15 protein-coding genes are annotated in these 18,975 nt (G+C 70.3%); 3 read left to right on the top strand and 12 right to left on the bottom strand.

Annotated elements, in window-relative coordinates:
• Position 1: 1 nt before the first annotated feature.
• Together C7443_RS10085 and C7443_RS10080 are read right to left on the bottom strand one after the other, a co-directional pair.
• Positions 2 to 619, bottom strand: a complete 618-nt coding sequence (locus C7443_RS10085) for an SCO family protein (RefSeq protein ID WP_146213283.1) — start codon at positions 617 to 619, stop codon at positions 2 to 4.
• The gene (locus tag C7443_RS10080; RefSeq protein WP_110018484.1) at positions 610 to 1,353 is read right to left on the bottom strand and encodes an SURF1 family protein; all 744 of its coding nucleotides are present in this window, start codon (positions 1,351 to 1,353) and stop codon (positions 610 to 612) included. Before C7443_RS10080 ends, C7443_RS10085 begins: the two co-directional genes overlap by 10 nt.
• Positions 1,354 to 1,401: 48 nt before the next feature.
• Here C7443_RS10080 and C7443_RS10075 point away from each other — a divergent pair, with 48 nt between their 5' ends.
• Positions 1,402 to 1,605, top strand: coding sequence for a DUF2909 domain-containing protein (locus tag C7443_RS10075; RefSeq protein WP_110018483.1), 204 nt, complete (start codon positions 1,402 to 1,404; stop codon positions 1,603 to 1,605).
• Here C7443_RS10075 and C7443_RS10070 read toward each other — a convergent pair.
• The 10 genes from C7443_RS10070 to C7443_RS10030 form a co-directional block, all read right to left on the bottom strand.
• The gene (locus C7443_RS10070; protein ID WP_110018482.1) at positions 1,602 to 2,468 is read right to left on the bottom strand and encodes a cytochrome c oxidase subunit 3; all 867 of its coding nucleotides are present in this window, start codon (positions 2,466 to 2,468) and stop codon (positions 1,602 to 1,604) included. The two genes, C7443_RS10075 and C7443_RS10070, sit on opposite strands and share 4 nt — an antisense overlap.
• 24 nt (positions 2,469 to 2,492) lie before the next feature.
• The gene (locus C7443_RS10065) at positions 2,493 to 3,038 is read right to left on the bottom strand and encodes a cytochrome c oxidase assembly protein (protein ID WP_110018481.1); all 546 of its coding nucleotides are present in this window, start codon (positions 3,036 to 3,038) and stop codon (positions 2,493 to 2,495) included.
• A complete protein-coding gene (locus tag C7443_RS20125; RefSeq protein WP_170123577.1) occupies positions 3,035 to 3,178 on the bottom strand; it encodes a hypothetical protein in 144 nt (47 codons plus the stop codon). The genes C7443_RS10065 and C7443_RS20125 overlap by 4 nt, the downstream gene beginning before the upstream one ends.
• Positions 3,171 to 4,772: a cytochrome c oxidase subunit I gene (gene ctaD / locus C7443_RS10060; RefSeq protein ID WP_110018480.1), complete on the bottom strand. Its 1,602-nt coding sequence runs from the start codon at positions 4,770 to 4,772 to the stop codon at positions 3,171 to 3,173. Before ctaD ends, C7443_RS20125 begins: the two co-directional genes overlap by 8 nt.
• Before the next feature lie 13 nt (positions 4,773 to 4,785).
• A complete protein-coding gene (gene coxB, locus C7443_RS10055) occupies positions 4,786 to 5,997 on the bottom strand; it encodes a cytochrome c oxidase subunit II (RefSeq protein ID WP_425467076.1) in 1,212 nt (403 codons plus the stop codon).
• Positions 5,998 to 6,371: 374 nt separating this feature from the next.
• Complete coding sequence (pbpC, locus tag C7443_RS10050; RefSeq protein WP_110018479.1) at positions 6,372 to 8,429, bottom strand: penicillin-binding protein 1C; 2,058 nt, start codon at positions 8,427 to 8,429, stop codon at positions 6,372 to 6,374.
• A gap of 4 nt (positions 8,430 to 8,433) precedes the next feature.
• Positions 8,434 to 13,575, bottom strand: coding sequence for an alpha-2-macroglobulin family protein (locus tag C7443_RS10045; protein ID WP_110018478.1), 5,142 nt, complete (start codon positions 13,573 to 13,575; stop codon positions 8,434 to 8,436).
• A gap of 473 nt (positions 13,576 to 14,048) precedes the next feature.
• Complete coding sequence (locus C7443_RS10040) at positions 14,049 to 14,390, bottom strand: TraR/DksA family transcriptional regulator (protein ID WP_110018477.1); 342 nt, start codon at positions 14,388 to 14,390, stop codon at positions 14,049 to 14,051.
• Positions 14,391 to 14,521: 131 nt separating this feature from the next.
• Positions 14,522 to 17,026 carry an ABC transporter permease gene (locus C7443_RS10035; protein WP_110018476.1) on the bottom strand — a complete coding sequence of 835 codons (2,505 nt, stop codon included), beginning with the start codon at positions 17,024 to 17,026 and terminating at the stop codon, positions 14,522 to 14,524.
• Positions 17,023 to 17,712: an ABC transporter ATP-binding protein gene (locus C7443_RS10030; RefSeq protein WP_110018475.1), complete on the bottom strand. Its 690-nt coding sequence runs from the start codon at positions 17,710 to 17,712 to the stop codon at positions 17,023 to 17,025. Before C7443_RS10030 ends, C7443_RS10035 begins: the two co-directional genes overlap by 4 nt.
• Before the next feature lie 39 nt (positions 17,713 to 17,751).
• Here C7443_RS10030 and C7443_RS10025 point away from each other — a divergent pair, with 39 nt between their 5' ends.
• Positions 17,752 to 18,369 (top strand): arylesterase, encoded by a 618-nt coding sequence (locus C7443_RS10025; RefSeq protein WP_425467077.1) that lies wholly within the window; start codon positions 17,752 to 17,754, stop codon positions 18,367 to 18,369.
• A gap of 109 nt (positions 18,370 to 18,478) precedes the next feature.
• Positions 18,479 to 18,958 carry a cupin domain-containing protein gene (locus tag C7443_RS10020; RefSeq protein ID WP_110018473.1) on the top strand — a complete coding sequence of 160 codons (480 nt, stop codon included), beginning with the start codon at positions 18,479 to 18,481 and terminating at the stop codon, positions 18,956 to 18,958.
• Positions 18,959 to 18,975: the final 17 nt, after the last annotated feature.

Below are 18,975 nucleotides of genomic sequence, written 5' to 3'. Positions count from 1 at the left end.
CTCACCCGATTTTCGACAGTTTCAGCAAGCGCGTGAGGTCACTGAGCATGCCGCTGGCATCGCCCTCGGCGGGATAGCGCAGCAGCAGATTGCCAAGCGGATCGACCAGATAGATCCAGCCCCCGGGCACCCCGCTCACACTCCAGGCATCGGTCAACGGTCTGACCTGGTCGCGTGACAGCAGCACCGAGCGCAGACCGCCGTGCTCGCGGGCGAGCCAGTCCGCCGTGAGCCCAGTCGGCGTCTGCGGCCACAGCGCCAGACGCTGCACGCGATCGCTGTCGCGGCCGGTGGCAATCTGCACCTGGCGCAGCCGGTACAACGCTGCCTGGCAGGTCTTCGCGCACTGCGCGTCGCCAGCGACGTAGACCAGCGTCCAGCGATGCTGCCACGGCTGTTCGCTCAGCGACGAGCCGTCCAGTTCATGCAGCGCGAGTACCGGCAGCGGACGCGCGGGATCGAGCAGCTCGCCATGTTCGGCATGCGCCTGCGGGCGCCAGTGGCCGACCAGCAGAACCGCCGCAACCAGGGGGGTGAGGAACAGCGCGATCAGCCCCAGTAACATGGCCCGCACCCGCAGGCGCGAGGTGGACACCGGCAACACTACGTTCAAGTACATACGGACTCTCCCTCTCCTGAAGCCGATGCTCGGCGACGATTCAATGCGTACCAGGTGACGAGCACGGTCAGCGCCAGTGCAAACCACTGAAAGGCATAGGCCTGATGTCGCTGCGGCCCGAAACCATCGATCTCGACCTGCCACTCGCGCAGGAAACCGCCCGGCTGCGCCGCATCGAGCAGCAGGACCGCACCGAGCACCGGCCGCCCGAGCGCCCGCGCTGCGGCGTCGGTATCGAGCCAGGTCACCGCACGCGGCCAGACCCCCGCCGCCTCGATGGTGCCGAGGCGCAAGCCCGGATTGGCCGGTTCCGCCAGCAGGCCGCTGATCAGCAGCGACTCGGCCGGCGGCGGCGGCACTGCCGGCAACTGCGACACGCGCGCCGACTCGATCCAGCCGCGATCGACCAGCAGCAGCGCCGCTCCTCCGGTCATTTCAAACGGCGTGTAGACCTCGAAGCCGTTGCGCCCGGCATGCGGCCGGTTCAGCAGCAGGAATTCGTGCCCCGCCAGATAGCGGCCGCGCCCCTGCGCCCGGCGAAACCGCAGCTGCGCATCGGCGACATCGGTACTGCCCAGCGCCAGCACCGGCAGAGACGGCCGCGCGGCCCACTCGGCCTGGCGCGCGGTCTTCTCGGCCGCCCGCTGCAGCTGCCACACCCCAAGAGCACCGAAGCATGCCGACAGCAGCAGCGCTGCCGCCAACCAGCGCCAGGCGGACTTCGCGGCGCTCATGCGGCGAGCCCGCCTATACTCGACCGACGCCCTGCCGGAGTCGTCGCCATGCTCGTCAAGATCGTCGTCGTACTGATGCTGTTCGCCATCATCGGCGCGCTCGGCTCCGGGCTGGTCAGCCTGTTGCGCCGCGACGTGCCGCGCGAGCGGCTGGCACGTGCACTGACGCTGCGCATCGGGCTGTCACTGAGCCTGTTCGTCATGTTGCTGCTCGCTGCGGCTGCCGGACTGATCCACCCGCACGGGCTCTAGAGCCAGTAGACGAAGACGAACAGGCCGAGCCAGACCACGTCGACGAAGTGCCAGTACCAGGCCGCCGCCTCGAAGCCGAAATGGTTGTGCGGCGTGAAATGCCCGGCCAGCGAGCGCAGCAGCATCACCAGCAGGATGATCGCGCCGATGGTGACGTGCGCTCCGTGAAAGCCGGTCAGCATGTAGAAGGTCGAACCGTAAATGCCGCTGCCGAGCGTCAGGTTCATCTCGTGCATCGCATGGCTGTACTCGACGGCCTGCAGCACGACGAAGGTAAAACCGAGCAGCACGGTCGCCGCCAGACCGAGGCAGAGCTGACGGCGGTTGTCCTTCAGCAGCCCCCAGTGCGCCCAGGTCACCGTCGCCCCGCTCGACAGCAGGATCAGCGTGTTCAGTGCCGGCAGCCCCCAGGCGCTCATCGGCTCGAAGTGCCCGCCGACCCGACCGGGGCCGTTGGTCGGCCAGCTGTCCTCGAAGTGCGGCCACAGCAGATCGTGCACCATCGGCTTGCTGCTGGAGGTACCGTCGAGCCAGGGCAGCGCGAATTCACGCGCATAGAGCAGCGCGCCGAAGAAGGCGGCGAAAAACATCACTTCGGAAAAAATGAACCAGCCCATGCCCCAGCGAAATGAACGGTCCATCTGCTCGCTGTAGAGACCGGAGCGGCTCTCGTGGATGACGTTGCCGAACCAGCCGAACATCATCGTGATCAGGATCGCCAGGCCGATGTACAGCAGCGTGGCGTGACCGCCGTTGAGCAGCGTCGCGCCGCCGAGCATCAGCGTGAACAGACCGACGGCACCGATGATCGGCCAGGGACTGCTGTGCGGCACGTAATATGTCGGATGTGTCGTCGTGCTCATTGCAAACCCCTCGCCGCGGGCGGCTCAGCCCTGCTCGGGCAGCCGGAAGAAGGTGTAGGACAGCGTGACCGTGTGCACGTCGGCCGGCAGCTGCGGATCGATGCGGAAGGTCACCGGCATCTCCCGCCCCTCGCCCGCCGCAAAGCCCTGCTGCGTAAAGCAGAAGCACTCGATCTTGTGGAAATGCGTCGCCGCCGGCCCCGGCGACACGCTGGGGATCGCCTGGCCGAGCACGGCCCGCGCGGAACGGTTGCGGGCGTAGAAATGCGTCGTGTAGAAGCGCCCCGGATGCACCTGCAGCTTGGTGACGTCCGGGTGGAACTCCCAGGGTGCGTCGAGGTTGACGCTGGCGACGAACTCCACCGTCACCGTGCGTGCCTCGTCGACGCGCATCGGCTCGGCCTGCGCCACCACCCCCGAAGTCTTGCCGTTGAGCCCGGTGACCTGGCACAGCACGTCATACAGCGGCACCAGCGCAAAGCCGAAGCCGAACATCGCCACGACGATGAACAGCGCGCTGCGCAGGGTGCGGCGAATGCCGACGGCCGGGCTCGGGGCGGGCGGGTTCATCGCTGTGCCGCCAGCCAGATGAAGCCGAGGTAGAACGCCAGCACCAGCAGCACCAGAACCAGCAGCGTGCGGCGCACGCCGCGACGCTGACGCGCGCGCAGATCGTCATCGCTCATCGTCATCGTCGCCATCTCAGCCATGCGCCTCGCTCGGATCGATCTGCGGCGGGGTCTGGAAGGTGTGCAGCGGCGCCGGTGACGGCAGCGTCCACTCCAGCCCGTGCGCGCCTTCCCAGGGCTTGGCCGGCGCCGGCTCGCCGCCGCGGATGCACTTGATCACCACCCACAGGAAAATCAGCTGCGACAGGCCGAACAGGAAGGCGCCGATCGAGGAAATCATGTTGAAGCCGGCGAACTGCAGCGCGTAGTCCGGAATGCGCCGCGGCATGCCGGCAAGGCCAAGGAAGTGCTGCGGGAAGAACAGCACGTTGACGCCGATCGCCGAGCACCAGAAATGCAGGCGGCCGAGTTTTTCGTCGTACATGTGCCCGGTCCACTTCGGCAGCCAGTAGTAGGTGGCGGCCATGATCGAGAACACCGCGCCCGGTACCAGCACGTAATGGAAGTGAGCGACGACGAAATAGGTGTCCTGGTACTGGAAGTCAGCCGGCGCGATCGCCAGCATCAGCCCGGAAAAACCGCCGATCGTGAACAGCACGACGAAGGCTACCGCGAACAGCATCGGCGTCTCGAAGGTCATCGAGCCGCGCCACATGGTCGCCATCCAGTTGAACACCTTCACGCCGGTCGGCACCGCGATCAGCATCGTCGCGTACATGAAGAACAGCTCGCCGGCGAGCGGCATGCCCACCGTGAACATGTGATGCCCCCAGACGATGAAGCTCAAAAAGGCAATCGAGGCCGTCGCATAGACCATCGAGGCGTAACCGAACAGCGGCTTGCGGGCGAAGGTCGGGATGATCTGCGAGACGATGCCGAAGGCCGGCAGGATCATGATGTAGACCTCGGGATGCCCGAAGAACCAGAAGATGTGCTGGAACATCACCGGATCGCCGCCGCCGGCGGCGTTGAAGAAACTGGTGCCGAAGTACTTGTCGGTGAGCAGCATGGTCACTGCACCGGCCAGCACCGGCATCACCGCGATCAGCAGATAAGCGGTGATCAGCCAAGTCCAGACGAACAGCGGCATGCGCATCAACGTCATGCCCGGGGCGCGCAGATTGAGGATGGTGGCGATGACGTTGATCGCGCCCATCACCGAGGACACGCCCATCATGTGGATCGCCAGGATCACGAACGGAAAGGCCGCACCGGTCTGCAGGCTCAGCGGCGGATACAGCGTCCAGCCGCCGGCCGGGCCGCCGCCGTCCATGAACAGCGTCGACAGCAGCAGCGTGAAGGCGAACGGCATGATCCAGAACGACCAGTTGTTCATGCGCGGCAGCGCCATGTCCGGCGCGCCGATCATCATCGGGATCAGCCAGTTGGCGAGGCCGACGAAAGCCGGCATCACCGCCCCGAAGATCATCACCAGCGCATGCATCGTCGTCATCTGATTGAAGAAATACGGCTCGACGATCTGCAGGCCCGGCTGGAACAGCTCGGCGCGGATGATCAGCGCCATGGTGCCGCCGACGAAGAACATCGTCAGCGAGAACACCAGGTACAGCGTGCCGATCTCCTTGTGATTGGTCGTCGTCAGCCAGCGCAGCAGGCCACGCGGCGCGTGGTGCTCGTCGTGCGCGGGGGCGATTTGGTCGGCGGTCGTGCTCATCTCGGTTCCCCTCTCAGCGCAGCGCCTTGATCGCCGCCGGCTGGACCACATCGCCCAGCGTGTTGCCCCAGGAATTGCGGATGTACGTCAGCACCGCGGCGATCTCGACGTCGGAGAGCTGGCCGGCGTAGGCGCTCATCGGCGTGCCGGGGATGCCCTTCATGACGATCTCGGCGTGCTGCGTGACGCTGCCGATGTGGATATTGCCGGCGCCGTCGAGAAAGCCGCGTTCGCGCAGCGGCGCCAGCAGCGGCTCCGGCGCCGCGAACGGCTGACCGGCGACCAGCGGCGGGAACATGCCGGGCAGCCCCTGGCCGTTGGCCTGATGGCAGGCGGCGCAGGTCTGGAACACCGACGCGCCTTTCGCCATCAGCTCGTCCCTGCTCCACTCGCGCGTGGCCGAGTCGCGCTCGGCGAGCAGGCCGGCTTTGGTATCGGCCAGCCATTTGGCGTAATCGGGCTCGTTCATCGCGACGATGACGATCGGCATGAAGCCGTGATCCTTGCCACACAGCTCGGCGCACTGGCCGCGGTAGGTGCCGGGCTGCTCGATGCGCGTCCAGGATTCGTTGATGAAGCCGGGAATCGCGTCGCGCTTCCAGCCCAGACTCGGCACCCACCAGGAATGGATGACATCGGCCGCCGTGGTGACGATGCGCACCTTCTTGCCGACCGGAAGCACCAGCGGGCGGTCGACTTCGAGCAGGTAGTGCTCGTCCTTCGGTGCATCGCCGTAGACCTGCTGCGGCGTGGTCTTGAGGTTCGAATAAAAGCCCAGCGTCTCGCCGCCGACCTTCTCGTCGAGGTAGTCGTAGCGCCACTTCCACTGATAGCCGGTGACCTTGATGGTCAGATCGGCATCGGCGGTGTCCTCCATCGCCACCAGCGTCTTGGTTGCCGGGATCGCCATGCCGACCAGGATCAGCACCGGCACCACGGTCCAGGCCAGCTCCACCTTGGTGCTCTCGTGGAACTGCGCCGCCACCGCGCCGCGCGATTTGCGGTGATGGACGATCGACCAGAACATCACACCGAACACCACGATGCCGATCGCCACGCAGATCCAGAAGATCAGCATGTGCAGCTCATAGATGCGATGGCTGACGGACGTGACGCCAGGCGTCATGTTCAGCTGGAAGTTGGCGAAGGCCGCCGAACTCCACAGCGCAGGGACGCCGACCGCGGCCATGCCGCGCGCGCCCCGCCAGGGACGGTTGGCTGTCATGCCCGACTACTCCTGAGGTGGTGATCCGTCGTCGCGGATCGGATGGGGTCGCTGCGTGGCGCCCTCTGTTTTCGGCGACGGACAGCACCCGTCGTGATCTGCATCAATGCACGACGCGCCGGCAGCTGCCCAACCGCATGCGCTCAGGCTTAGTAGGCACCTTTCACAGTGTCAATGTGATGGAAGAAGGAAACTCCGCATTGCCGCAGCGCAGCACCAAGCAGCCCGCAAAAACACGCTTTATTTCAATTAATTAACAAGCCACCAAGGCGCATCGCACGGCCTCCGCCGGTGGGCGGGCGGCGGCCGTGCGGCGAAGGCGGCGCGCAGCGTGAAATTTTCCGATGATCGGCGCCACTGAACGCGCCACGGACTCAGGGCTCGACCCAGACCTCGGCGCTCGCGCTCTGCCCCTGCGCATCGATCACCGTGATGCGCGCACTGCCGGCGCCGAGCGGCGTCCACGCCGCACTGCGCCGCAGCAGCGAGCCCACCGGCAGCGGCGCGCCATCGACCAGCCAGCGCAGCGGGCGCACACCGCCACGCGCAGCGAGCTGCAGCGAGGTACCCGGCGGCACCAGCAACCGCGCGCCGGGTGGCGGGAAACCGATCTCCAGCGGCGCGGCGCGGGCCATCGAGCGCAGCGGTCCGAGCTGCCGCCAGCGTTCCGGCGCGGCGTCGTCGGCCTCGCCACTGCGTACCCGTGGCGCCGGCGGCAGCAGATCGAACACCTGCCACAACAGCGGCGCAGCGGTGTTGCGGCCGTAGCGACCGGGACTCGGCGAGCCGTCCGGCCGGCCGGCCCAGACGCCGACCACATAGCGGCCATCGAAGCCCAGCGCCCAGGCGTCGCGAAAACCGTAGGAAGTGCCGGTCTTGTAGGCAATGCGCCGCGGCTGGCGGCTGACGGCCGCCGGAATCGCCTCCGGCGGCGGCGGCGCGTCTTCGAGGATGTCGCCGAGGCGCTGCGCGGCGCGCGCGCTGAGCAGACGCACCGCCGTGCCCGGCGCCTGCCCGGGACTCAGCCGCAGCGGCCGCACCTCACCGCCGCCGGCGATACCGGCATACAGCGCAAGCAGATCGTCGAGGCGCGTGCCGACGCCACCAAGGACCAGCGGCAGGCCCGGCTGCGCGCCGTCCGGCAGCGCCAGCGCGATGCCGGCCTGGCGCAACCGGGCGGCGACCAGCGGTGCACCGAGGGCATCGAGCACCGCCACCGCCGGCACGTTCAGCGAACGCTGCAAGGCTTCGCGCAGCGTCACCTCGCCGTGGTAGCGGTCCTGGAAGTTCGCCGGCTGGTAGTCGCCGAAGCGCGTCGGCACGTCGTCGAGGCGGGTGTCCGGATGCAGGCCGAGCTCATCGAAGGCCAGGCCGTAGACCGCCGGCTTCAGCGTCGAGCCCGGCGAGCGCCAGGCCTGTGCCAGATCCTGCGCGCCGCCACGGCGCGGATCACGCGTATCGGCGGCGCCGAGATAGACGATGACACTGCCGGAGTGGTAGTCGGCGACCAGCACGGCAATGTTGGCGCGCGTGTTCAAGCCGGCAAGCGCGGCATCGGCGAGACGCTGCACCGATGTCTGCAAGGTGCGCTGCACGAAGCTGGCGTGCTCGGGTTGCGCCGGATCGCGCAAGCGCGCGGCCAGATGCTCGGCCAGGCGCGGCAGCGGTTGACGCTGCGTCGGCAGCGGCTCGCTCAGCGCCTCATGCAGCTGCGCGGCGTCGATCACGCCCTCGGCGGCGATACGCCGCAGCAGTTTGTCGCGCGCGGCATGGGCGCGCTCGGCGTGACGGTCCGGGCGCAGCCGCGTCGGCGCCTGCGGCAGCACCGCCAGCAGGGCCGCCTCGGCCGGCGTCAGCTGCGCCGGCTCGTGGCCGAGATACGCGAGCGCCGCGGCGCGCAGTCCGGCCAAATTGCCGCCGTAGGGCGCCAGGCGCAGGTACATCGCCAGAATCTGGCGCTTGTCGAAATGCCATTCGAGCTGCAGCGCACGCAGGCATTCGATGAGCTTGGCGGCGAGCGTGCGCGGACGCGGTTCGAGCAGGCGCACCACCTGCATGGTCAGCGTCGAGCCGCCGGAGACCACGTGCCCGGAACGCAGCCACTGCCCGGCTGCCCGCAGCAGGGCCAGCGGATCGACCCCCGGATGCGACCAGAAACGCCGGTCCTCGAAAGCGATCAGCGCGCGCACGAAGTTCGCATCGACCTGCTCCGGCGCCAGCTGCAGGCGCCAGTGATCGTCACTGGCCAGCGCCACGTGCAGCAGGCGGCCATCAGCATCGAGCAGACTCGGCGACAGCGCGTCGAGGCGCGCCAGCGGCAGCGGCGCCAGCCGATCGGCCAGCAGCGCCGCCGCCAGCAGCAGGCCAAGCCCGCCGCCGACCGCGAGCAGGCACCGCCGCCAGCGCGCGGGCGTACGGACGGGATCGGCCATCGCGCTACTCGATCACCACCCGCCCTGCTTCGCCGCGGGCACGCAGCGTCGGCCGCACCATGTCCTCGGCGACCGGCGGCGGCAGGCGGTAGTCACCCGGCGTCACCGCGCGCACCAGATAGGCGAGCGAGAAACTGCGGCGCTCGCCGAGATCGAGCGCGGCGACGTAGCGGTCGTCGCGCAGCTCGACGTGCTCGGTCTCGCTCAGCTGGCTGAGCCACGGCAGCTCGCCGGCACTGCGGCTCGGGCCGAGCGCCGCGTTCTCCAGCTCGAAGCCGGCCGGCAGCAGATCGGCGACCAGCAGCTGCACGGCACCGTCGGTACGCACCTCACCGTCGAGCGTCACCACCAGCGTCTGCCCGGCCTTGAGATGCGCCGGATCGAGCGCCTTGCCGTCGAGATCGAAGTAGCGGCGCACCAGCGCGATGCCCTCGGCATACGGCGCCGGCTCGCCGGCCGGCAGGCCGCTGGCGCTCAGCCGCAGCCAGCTCGTGCTGCTGCCGGCATTGGCCAGCGTCTGGCCGTGGGCCAGCGCCGCCAGATCGGCGTTGAAGACCACGCGATCCTGCTGCGCAGCCAGCGGCTTGCCGTCGAGGGTCAGCTGCGGGGTACCGCTGCCGGCCGGCAGGCGGGCGGCCAAGGTCGCCAGCCAGGACTGCTCCTGCGTCGACAGCCAGTGCTGACGCTCGACGCGGGTGGCCAGATCGACGGCGCGCAGTGCGGCATCGTCGCCGGCGGCGTGCGCTTCCAGCGCCAGCGTCAGCACCGCGGCGTCATCACGCAGCTCGCTGCCGTAGTCATCGAGGCCGCTGGCGCGCGGCAGCGCCTTGGCCTGCGCCTGCGCGAACAGGCGCTTGGCGCGCGCGGCATCCCCGTAGCGGGCGGCGGCGGCGGCGAGCTGAGCGCTGGCCAGCCGCGTCGGCAGACGATCGCCCCAGGCGTCGATCAGGTAGCGGATCTCGCCGGGGCGGGCAACGTCGGCGCGGGCCAGCACCCAGGCCGCATAGGCGCGGGCGGCAAGCATGGTGGCGTCCGGGTCGGCACCTTCGAGCTGCCCGTGCAGCGTGTCGAGCGCGCGCTTGAGTGCGGCCTCCGGCACCGGCAGACCGGCTTCATGCGCCCGCACCAGCGCCTCGGTGGCGTAGGCGCTGAGCCACGGCCGGATGTCGTCGAGGGCGCTCCAGCGGCCGAAGCCGCCATCGCTGCCCTGCTGTGCCAGCAAGCGGCGCAGCAGCGGCTCGGCCTGCGCCCGCCGGCTGTCGTCACCGATCAGCGGCAGCAGACGGCTGGTGGTCTGCTCGACGCAGCCGTAGGCGTAATCACCGAGCTCGGCCAGCAGCGCCTCGCGATCGAGCGGCGCCTGCGGACTGGCCAGCACGCGCAGCCGCGTGCTGCCGGGCAGGAAGTCGGCCAGCGGCGCCGCATCGAGGTGCAGGCTGGCGCCGGCTGCGAGCGGCTGCAGCGTCACATGGCGTTCGACGGCCACCGCGGCGCGCACCGTCAGCGGCCAGTCGTGGACGATGTGCGTGCCATCGGGCCCGTCCAGCGTCAACCGCAGGCTGCCGTCCCCGACGCCCTGGCCGCGCAGCTGCAGACGCTGGCGCAGCTGTTTGTCGCGGCCGGGGCCGAGGTCGAGCGTGAACTGCGTCTCGCCCTCCAGCGCCAGCGCGCCGTCCGCGCTGGCCTGCAGCCGCCAGGCACCGGGCGCGGCGCCGACGTCGTCGACCTGCACGCGCACCTGCGCCAGATCGCCGGGCGCGAGGAAGCGCGGCGGATAGGCGTCGGCGACCAGCGGATCGCGCACCGCGACCTTGGCCTCGGCCATGCCCAGCCGCTCGCGGCTCCAGGCCACCGCCATCAGCCGCAGCTGGCCGGCAAAGTCCGGCAGCGTCATCGGCACGCTGGCCTTGCCGTCGGCACCGAGCGTCACCTGACCGGAGAACAGCACCACGCTCGCCCGCCGCTTCAGCGGCGGTGCGTCGAGCAGGCCGCCATCGGCGTCGCCGCCGCTGCGCAGCTCACCGGGAACGCCCTCGGCCGGTGCGATCAGCCGGCCGTAGAGATCGAGCATGTCGACGCCGAGCCGGCGCTTGCCGAGGTAGTGATCGAGCGGATCGGGACTGTGGAAGTCGGTGAGCTGAAGGATGCCCTCGTCGACCGCCGTCAGCGTCAGGTACACCGCATCGCCCGCGGCGGCACCAGCCACCGTCAGCGGCAGCTGCACCGTCTGCCGCGGCCGCCATTCGGCGGGCGCGTCGAGCTTGACGTCGAGCCGGCGCGGCGCCGGATCGAGCGCCAGCCAGGCCAGGCCGATCGCCCGCCCCGGCCCGGCCTGCGCCGCGCTGCGCCCCGGGCGGAATACCGTCGCGGTGACGTAGACACCGGGGCCCCATTCGGCCTTGACCGGCAGGCTGAGTTCGAGGCCGTCGGCCGGCACGTGGGCATGGTGCGTGGCCCAGACCTTGTGACTGGCGACGCTGAGCAGCAGCTCACCGGCGAACGGCGCGCGCACGCGGATCTTGGCGGTATCGCCGGCGGCGTACTGCTCGCGGTCGAGCAGCACCTGCGCCTGGTCCGGACGCTCGCCGCTGCCCGGCTGCGCCACCCAGCCGACGCTGAAGCGCACGCTGCTGGCGACGGCACCGGCGGCGTCGAACACTTCCAGCCGGTACGGTCCGCCGTCGAGGCGATCGAAGCCGAGCGTGGCCACGCTGTCGGCGGCGACGTCGAGCGTGCCCGAGCGCAGCGGCGCGCCGTCGCGCACGATCTGCTTCCAGTCGAGGCGGCCGCTGTCGGTGCGATACCAGACGTAGTCATAGCTTTCGCGGAACAGCTCGTAGCGCAGGCCGGTCGCCGCGCGGCGCTCGCCGGCGCCGTCGAGCGCGATGACGTCGAAACCGGCGTGCTGGCCGTCGCCGAGTTCACCGCTGGCGAACTGCGGGTGGATGCCGAGTGCCAGATCGGCGCTGCGCAGCGGCACGCGCAGCACGCGGCGCACGATGCTGCCGCCCGGTTCCTCCAGACCGGCACGCACCGACAGGCGCAGCGGCCGCGTGGTATCAGGGGCGGCAGCGATCAGATAGCGCGCCTGCGCGTGACCTTCGGCATCGCTGGTCTGCGCGGCGCTGTCGGCACTGACACCGGTCGGCTCGAAGCTGTCCTGCACCAGGCCGAACTGGTAGTCCTTCCACTGCGGGTAGGGTTCGGGATCGGCTTCGAGCGTGGCGTCGAACTCCGCCGGCAACGTCGCCGCCGGCGCACCGTAGAGGAAGCGGCCGCTGAGCTCGACGTCCAGCGGCTCGCCCGGATGCAGCACCGGCTGCGCCGCGCTCAGCTCGATATGCAGGCGCTGCGGCACGAAGTCCTCGACGCGGAAGCTGTAGCGGCCGATCGGCTCGGCCTTGGGATCGGCATGCAGCGCGACGCGCCACTGGCCGCTGCGCGCATTCGGCGCCAGCTCGATGCGCGTGTGATAGCTGCCGGCCGCGGCCGGCTGCAGCACGCGACGCTCGGCCTCGCTGCCGTCGGGGCGGTTGATGATCAGCGTCAGCGGCAGCTCCTCGACTGCCTTGGCGGCGGTATCGCGCAGCAGCGCGCTCAGTTCGACGGCCTCGCCGGGGCGGTAGACGCCGCGATCCGAATACAGCCAGGCATCGAGCGCGCCCGGCGCCGGGCGCCCTTCAACGCCGCGGTCGGACAGATCGAAAGCCGGCTCGCCGAGATCGAGGAAGCTGAAATCGCCGGTCGCCGTGCTCGCCATCACCACCTGCGGCGCGCGCGCGCCCTCGCCGCGCAGCAGGCCGGGGGCGAACAGGGCCTGGCCCTCGGCGTCGGTGCTAACACTGGCCAGCTCGGCGTTGCTGCGCGAGTACAACGTCAGCGTGACGCCGGGCGTCGGCTGCGCGCTGTCGAGCGAGCGCACGAACAGATGCAAACCGTCCTCGCCGCGCATCGCGCTCAGGCCGAGATCGGAAATCAGCAGCCATTGCGTCGCCAGCTCCTGATAGTCCTCGTCACCGTCGAGCGGCTGCAGCGGCGCCGCGGTGAGCAGGTAAATGCCGGGCTGCGGCGTCTTCAGCACCGTGTCGATCGGCAGCAGCGTGGTCGCCTGCTGGTTGCGCTCGCCAGCCAGGTCGACGGTGCCTTCCCAGACCAGCTCGGCGTTGTCGCGCGCCATGCGCCGTGTCTCGTAGGCGTAATAGGTTTCATCGAGGTGCTTGCCGCGCAGCTGCTCGACCAGGTTGCGGTCGTTGAAGCGCAGCAGCTGCAGCTTGGCCGCCGGCAGGTTGACCGACAGCAGCGCGATGTGCCCACCGCCCTTCTTCGGCAGCACCCAGGTGTTGCCGCGGAATTCGAGCTTCGGCGCGCGATCGCCGACCGCCACGGTGAAGGTTTCACTGGCGCGGCTGCGCCGCTCGACGCTGACACCGGGCACGCCGGCGCGCACCGTCACCTGATACGTCGTGCCCCAGGCCACGCCCTCGATGCAGATCTGCTCGCCGCGCGCGTTGACCACCGCCTGCGGCAGCGCCGGTTCGATCGCCAGGAAATCCGCCCAGTGCAGGCTGCGCTCGCGCGACAGCGGTTCGGAGAAGCTCACGCACAGGCGCGGCTGATCGCCCTCGACGCTGGCCTCGGCGCCGGTCGGGCGCAGCATCAGCTGCTCGCGCAGCGCCTCGGCACGGCGGGTGATGCTGGCATCGCCGAACAGCGCGAGCCCCTCGTCGTAGGCCGCCAGTGCCGGTTTGAACATCTCGTTGACTTCGAACAGGCGGCCGATCACGAACAGCGCCGCCGCCTTGTCCTTGGCCGTAGTGGCGAGCTGCAGCGCCTGCCAGGCGGCAGCACGGGCATTGGCGTCGCTGGGCTCGGCGTTGCCGCGGGCACGGCCGAGCTTCAGCCACAGTCCGCCCTGTTCGGGATGCGCGCGCACCAGCGCCTCGAACAGCGGCACGGCCTGTGACCACTGCTTGGCCTTGAGCGCGGCATCAGCGCGCGTCAGCGCATCGGCCGGCAGTGGCGTCGCCGGCAGGGCGAGCAGCTGCTGACGGTAGAGATCGGCGAGCCCCGGCAGGGCATCGTCATCGAAGGCATGAGCGAGGCCACTGCCGAACAGCAGCGCCAGCACGAGAAACCAGACACGCATGGACCGACTCCGCGGACAAAAGCCCCCGCATGGTAGCCGTTCGCCGCGACACTGGCGTTGATGGCTTTCACAGCGCGGGCGGACTGCCGGCAGCGCTCGGGCACGGCGTCACGCGCCGATCACGCAGGGAGCCCCGTGATGACAAGTCCTTAGCAGCGCCTCGGCGGCGAAGCGGCAGTCGATCCGTTTACGCGCGCGTCCCCGCAGGCACGCGCATCCGGCGTTTTTTCATGCAGACCGGCATGAGCCGCCAGCGTGTGCGCATGAAGGCTGGTCTACGCCACGCCTTCGGTGGCGTCAGCGGCTACGCCGGCCGCAACAGGCGTGCCGTGCCCCCGCCGCGGGGGACGCGCACCGGCCTCGACGACCGCCATTGCGACGCGGGGGCGAGCCGCTGGCGGCGATGCTGATCGAGGAAGTCGCGGAGAGCGTCCACCCGGACGAGCTCTGCCGCGGAGGCCGGATGGCACCGCTCAGCGTTTTTCGCGCTGCGCAGCGCATTTCACGCACAGCTGCGCCCACGGCAGCGCCGCCAGCCGCGCCGGTGCGATCGGCTCGCCGCACTCGACGCACAGGCCGTATTCGCCGGCATCGAGCCGCTCCAGCGCCTTGCGCACCAGGCCGAGCTGATGGCGGGTGTCGACGGCGAGCGCGCCGATGACATCGTCGTTCTCGCGCTCGGTGGCCTGCTCGGCAAAATCCTGCGATGGCGGCCCTTCCTCGTGGCGCTCATGCGCCGAGATCCGTTCGAGCCGGTGCTGCAGCTCGGCGGCCAGGCTCTGCAATTGCTCGCGGATCGTGTCGTTCGCGTTCATCGTCGTCACCTCTCAGTCAGCGGCTGCCTCATCCGGCAACCGCCGCCTCCTGCATAAAACGCAACTGTGGACGAGTCCGAGTGTCCCTGCAGGGCCGATGACGGCGCGCTGACCGGCATCAAGCGCCGCGCTCAGCCACCCCGCAGCGTCGCCAGCGGCGGCTGTTCGAGCACGTCGCGCGTGCCCAGCCAGCCAGCCGCGCCGACACCGAGCACGCCGGCCAGCGCCCCGCTCAGCCACAGCAGCGGGTCGGGCCGATAGCTGAACTCGAACACCTGCGTCGCCAGTCCCCAGCCGAGCACCGCCGCCGCGCTCGCCGCCAGCAGCCCGGCGAGCAGGCCGAGCACGGCGAATTCGGCCAGCAGCCCCTTGAGGATCAGCGCCCGCGGTGCACCGAGCGTGCGCACCAGCGCCGCCTCGCGCCGACGCTCGTCGCGCGTGGCCTGAATCGCCGCGAACAGCACCGCCAGACCGGCGGCGAGCGTGAACAGGAACACGTATTCGACCGCCTGCACCACGCGCTCGATGATCTCGCGCACCTTGGCGAGCAGCGCCTCGATGTCGAGCACGGTGACCGCCGGATGCGCACGCACCAGATCGGCGAGCAACGCCGAGCGCTCGGCCGGCAGGTAGAAGCTGGTGATCCAGGTCGCCGGCATCTGTTCGATGACGCCGGGCGGGAACACCACGAAGAAGTTCACGTGGAAAGAATCCCACTCGACGCTGCGCAGGCTGGTGACGGTGGCATCGACATCCTGCCCGGCGATGGCAAAGCGCAGGCGGTCGCCGAGGTGGATGCCGAGCGTCTGCGCCAGATCGGCCTCGACCGAGACCTCGGCACGGCCGCGTGCCTCCGTGCCGAACCAGCGCCCGGCGACGATGCGGTTGTCACTCTGCGGCTGCTCGGCCCAGGACAGATTGAACTCGCGCTCGACCAGACGCTGCGCGCGCGGGTCGGGATAGTCGGCGGCCGACACCGCGCGCTCGCCGATGCGCGTCAGCCGGCCGCGCACCATCGGATACAGCTCGGCCTGCGGCACCCCGTGTGTGCGCAGAAAAGCGGCAACGGCATCGACCTCGGCCGGTGGGATGTTGATCAGGAAGCGGTTCGGTGCATCCACCGGCAGGCTGTCACGCCAGCCGGCGAGCAGGTCGCCGCGCACCAGCGTCAGCACCAGCAACGCCATCAAGCCGGTGCCGATCGCCACCACCTGCACCACGCTGGCGCCGCCGCGCCGGGCGATGTTGGCGAGGCCGAAACGCCAGGCGACGCCGACCCGCCCGCGCAGCCGCGCCAGCGTGCGTGTCAGCACCCAAGCGCCGGCGGCGAGCAGCAGACCGGCGCCGGCGGTACCGGCCAGCACCAGCGTGGCGAGCTTGAGTTCATCGGCCTGCCACAGCAGCAGGCCGGCGACGGCGGCGAGCGCGGCGACGTAGGCCGAGCCGGCCCAGACGTCGACCGGGCCGAGGTCACCACGCAGCACCCGCAGCGGCGGCACGCGACGCAGATGCAGCAGCGGCGGCGCGGCGAAGCCGAGGGTGGCGACCACGCCGGTGGCCAGCGCCGGCGCCAGCGGCCGCCACGACGGCGCCGGCAGCTCGCCGCCGGCGAGGAAGCCGAGCAGCCGCGTCAGCCCCTCCTGCCCGGCCCAGCCGAGTGCGGCGCCAGCCAGGCCGCCGAGCAGACCGAGCGCCAGCAGCTCGATGCCGAACAGCGCGGCGATGCGCGCCTGCGTGGCGCCGAAGCAGCGCATCACCGCCACGCCGTCCCAGTGGCGCAGCGCGAAGCGGCGCGCGGCGATGGCGATGCCGACGCCGGCGACGATGACGGCGACCACCGCGGCCAGGCCGAGGTAGCGCTGTGCGCGATCGAGCGCCGCCTGCAGCTCCGGGCGCGCCTCGCGCACGTCCTGCAGGCGCGCGCCCTCGGGCAGACGGCCGGGAGCCTGCAGCCAGGCCCGCCACTCGGCGAGCGCCGCCGGCGTGCCGGCCAGCAGCAGACGGTAATTGACCCGCGAGCCGAACTGCACCAGCTGCGTCGCCGGCACGTCGGCGAGATTCATCAGCAACCGCGGCGCCAGGCTGAACAGATCGCCGCCGCGGTCCGGCTCGTAGGCGATGACGCCATCGACCTTCAGCGAGCTGGCGCCGACGTCGACCCGATCACCCGCCTGCACGCCGAGTTCGGCGAACAGCCGCTCGTCGAGCCAGACGCTGCCGGGCGCCGGCAGCTGCTGCGTCACCTGCGCCGGGGCGAACGGCGCGCGGCTGGTCTTCAGTGCGCCGCGCAGCGGATAGCCGGGGCTGACGGCCTTGAGCTCGGCCAGCGCCGAGCGCTCACCGGCCAGCACCACGCTGGGGAAACTCCAGGTCTGCGCCACCCGCAGGCCGCGCTCATGCGCGGCATCGCTCAGCGCTGGCGGCAGCGGCTGCGAGGCGCGCACCACCAGATCGGCGGCGAGCAGCTCGCCGGCCTGGCGCTCCAGCGCGCGGTGGATGCGGTCGGTGAAAAAGCCGACGGCGGACACCGCGGCGACGGCAACCACCAGCGCGAACAGCAGCACGCGCAGCTCGCCGCTGCGCAGGTCGCGGCCGAGCTGGCGCAGCGCCAGCCCGCAGGTCTGAGGTGCGTTCACGCCGCCTCCTCCGCCAGTCGCCCGGCCTCCATCACCAGCCGCCGCTCGCAGTAACCGGCGAGGTGGACGTCGTGCGTGACCAGCACCAGCGTCGTGCCCTGCTCGGCATTGAGGCGAAACAGCAGATCGATGACGGTCTGGCCGGTGCGGCGGTCAAGGTTGCCGGTCGGCTCGTCGGCGAACAGCAGCGCCGGACGCGGCGCGAAGGCGCGGGCGATCGCCACGCGCTGCTGCTCGCCGCCGGACAGCTGCGCCGGGTAATGCCGCGCCCGCGCCGTCAGGCCGACGTGCTCCAGGGTTTCGCGGGCCAGCGCCGCGGCATCGGCACGACCGGCCAGCTCCAGCGGCAGCATGACGTTTTCCAGCGCGCTCAGCCCCGGCAGCAGCTGGAAGGACTGGAAGACGAAACCGACGTGACCGGCGCGCAACCGGGCGCGACCGTCCTCGTCGAGCGTCGCCAGATCGGTGCCGTCGAGCTCGACACGGCCGTGACTCGGCAGATCGAGGCCGGCGAGCAGACCGAGCAGCGTCGACTTGCCGGAACCTGAAGCGCCGAGAATGGCCACACGTTCACCGCGGCCGATCGCCAGATCGATGCCGTCGAGGATGGTCAGCTCGCCTTCCGGGCTGCTGACTTGCTTGCCCAGCCCGACGGCCCGGACAATCGGCCGGGTCTCCACTTCCATCGTCTTGAGTCCTTCGGGAAGCGCTCGCACATGAAACTCCTGTCGCGTCTGCTGCTGATTTTTAGTTTTGTGCTGCCGTCGCTGCTGCAGGCCGCGCCGGCGCCGGTGATCCTGGTGCTCGGCGACAGCCTGAGCGCCGCCTACGGCATCGATACCGCAAAAGGCTGGGTCGCGCTGCTCGCCGAGCGGCTGCGCGCGCAGGGCCTGCCGCAGCAGGTGGTCAATGCCAGCATCAGCGGCGATACCAGCAAGGGCGGCCTCGATCGCCTGCCGCCGCTGCTCGCCGAACACCGCCCGCAACTGCTGATCGTCGAACTGGGTGCCAACGACGGCCTGCGCGGCCTGTCGCTCGCCGCGATGCGCGCCAATCTCACCGGCATCATCGAGCTGGCGCAGCGCTCCGGCACCCGCGTGCTGCTGCTCGGCATGCGCATTCCTCCGAACTATGGCCCGCGCTACACCGAACAGTTCCACGCCATCTACGCCGAGCTGGCGGCGCAGTATCACACCGGACTGGTGGACTTTTTCCTCGATGGCGTCGGCGGCATACCGTCCCTGATCCAGGACGACGGCCTGCACCCGAACGAAACCGCGCAGCCGCGGCTGCTCGACAACATCTGGGCCAGCCTGCGGCAGGCGCTGCAGCCGCCGGGCTGAGCGGCAGACCATGCATTCACGCACAGCGGCGGTGCGCCCGCCGCCGCCGCGCCGCACATGGCGGGCTGCCAGACTGCGGGACTCCCCCGCCCCACGGAGCCCCCGAGCCATGAGCGAGCCGAAACCGATTGCCGTCGTCGCCGCACAGGTGCCGCCGCGCGCCGTTGCCTCCGCCTACCCCGAGCCCTTCGCCGCACGCATGGCCGGGCGCGAGAAACGCGCGCTCGGTGATGTGTTCGGCCTGCGCAACTTCGGCGTCAACCTGACACGGCTGGCGCCGGGCGCGGTCTCGGCGCTGCGCCACGGTCACAGTCGCCAGGATGAATTCCTCTACATCCTCGCCGGTCAGGCCGTGCTGATCAGCAACGCCGGCGAAACCCTGCTCGAACCCGGCATGTGCGCCGGCTGCCCGGCCGGCAGCGGCGATGCCTACCAGCTCGCCAACCGCGGCAGCGACGACGTGCTCTATCTGGAAATCGGCGACCGCTCCCCCGGCGACGTCGTCAGCTACCCGGATGACGACCTGCAGGCCGTGATGGGCGACGACGGCCGCTGGCACTTCGCCCACAAGGACGGCCGGGCGTACTAGGCACTGCGCGAATCGAC

Source organism: Plasticicumulans acidivorans, from assembly GCF_003182095.1.
Taxonomy (GTDB): domain Bacteria; phylum Pseudomonadota; class Gammaproteobacteria; order Competibacterales; family Competibacteraceae; genus Plasticicumulans; species Plasticicumulans acidivorans.
This window is presented reverse-complemented; position numbering and strand designations above follow the sequence as displayed.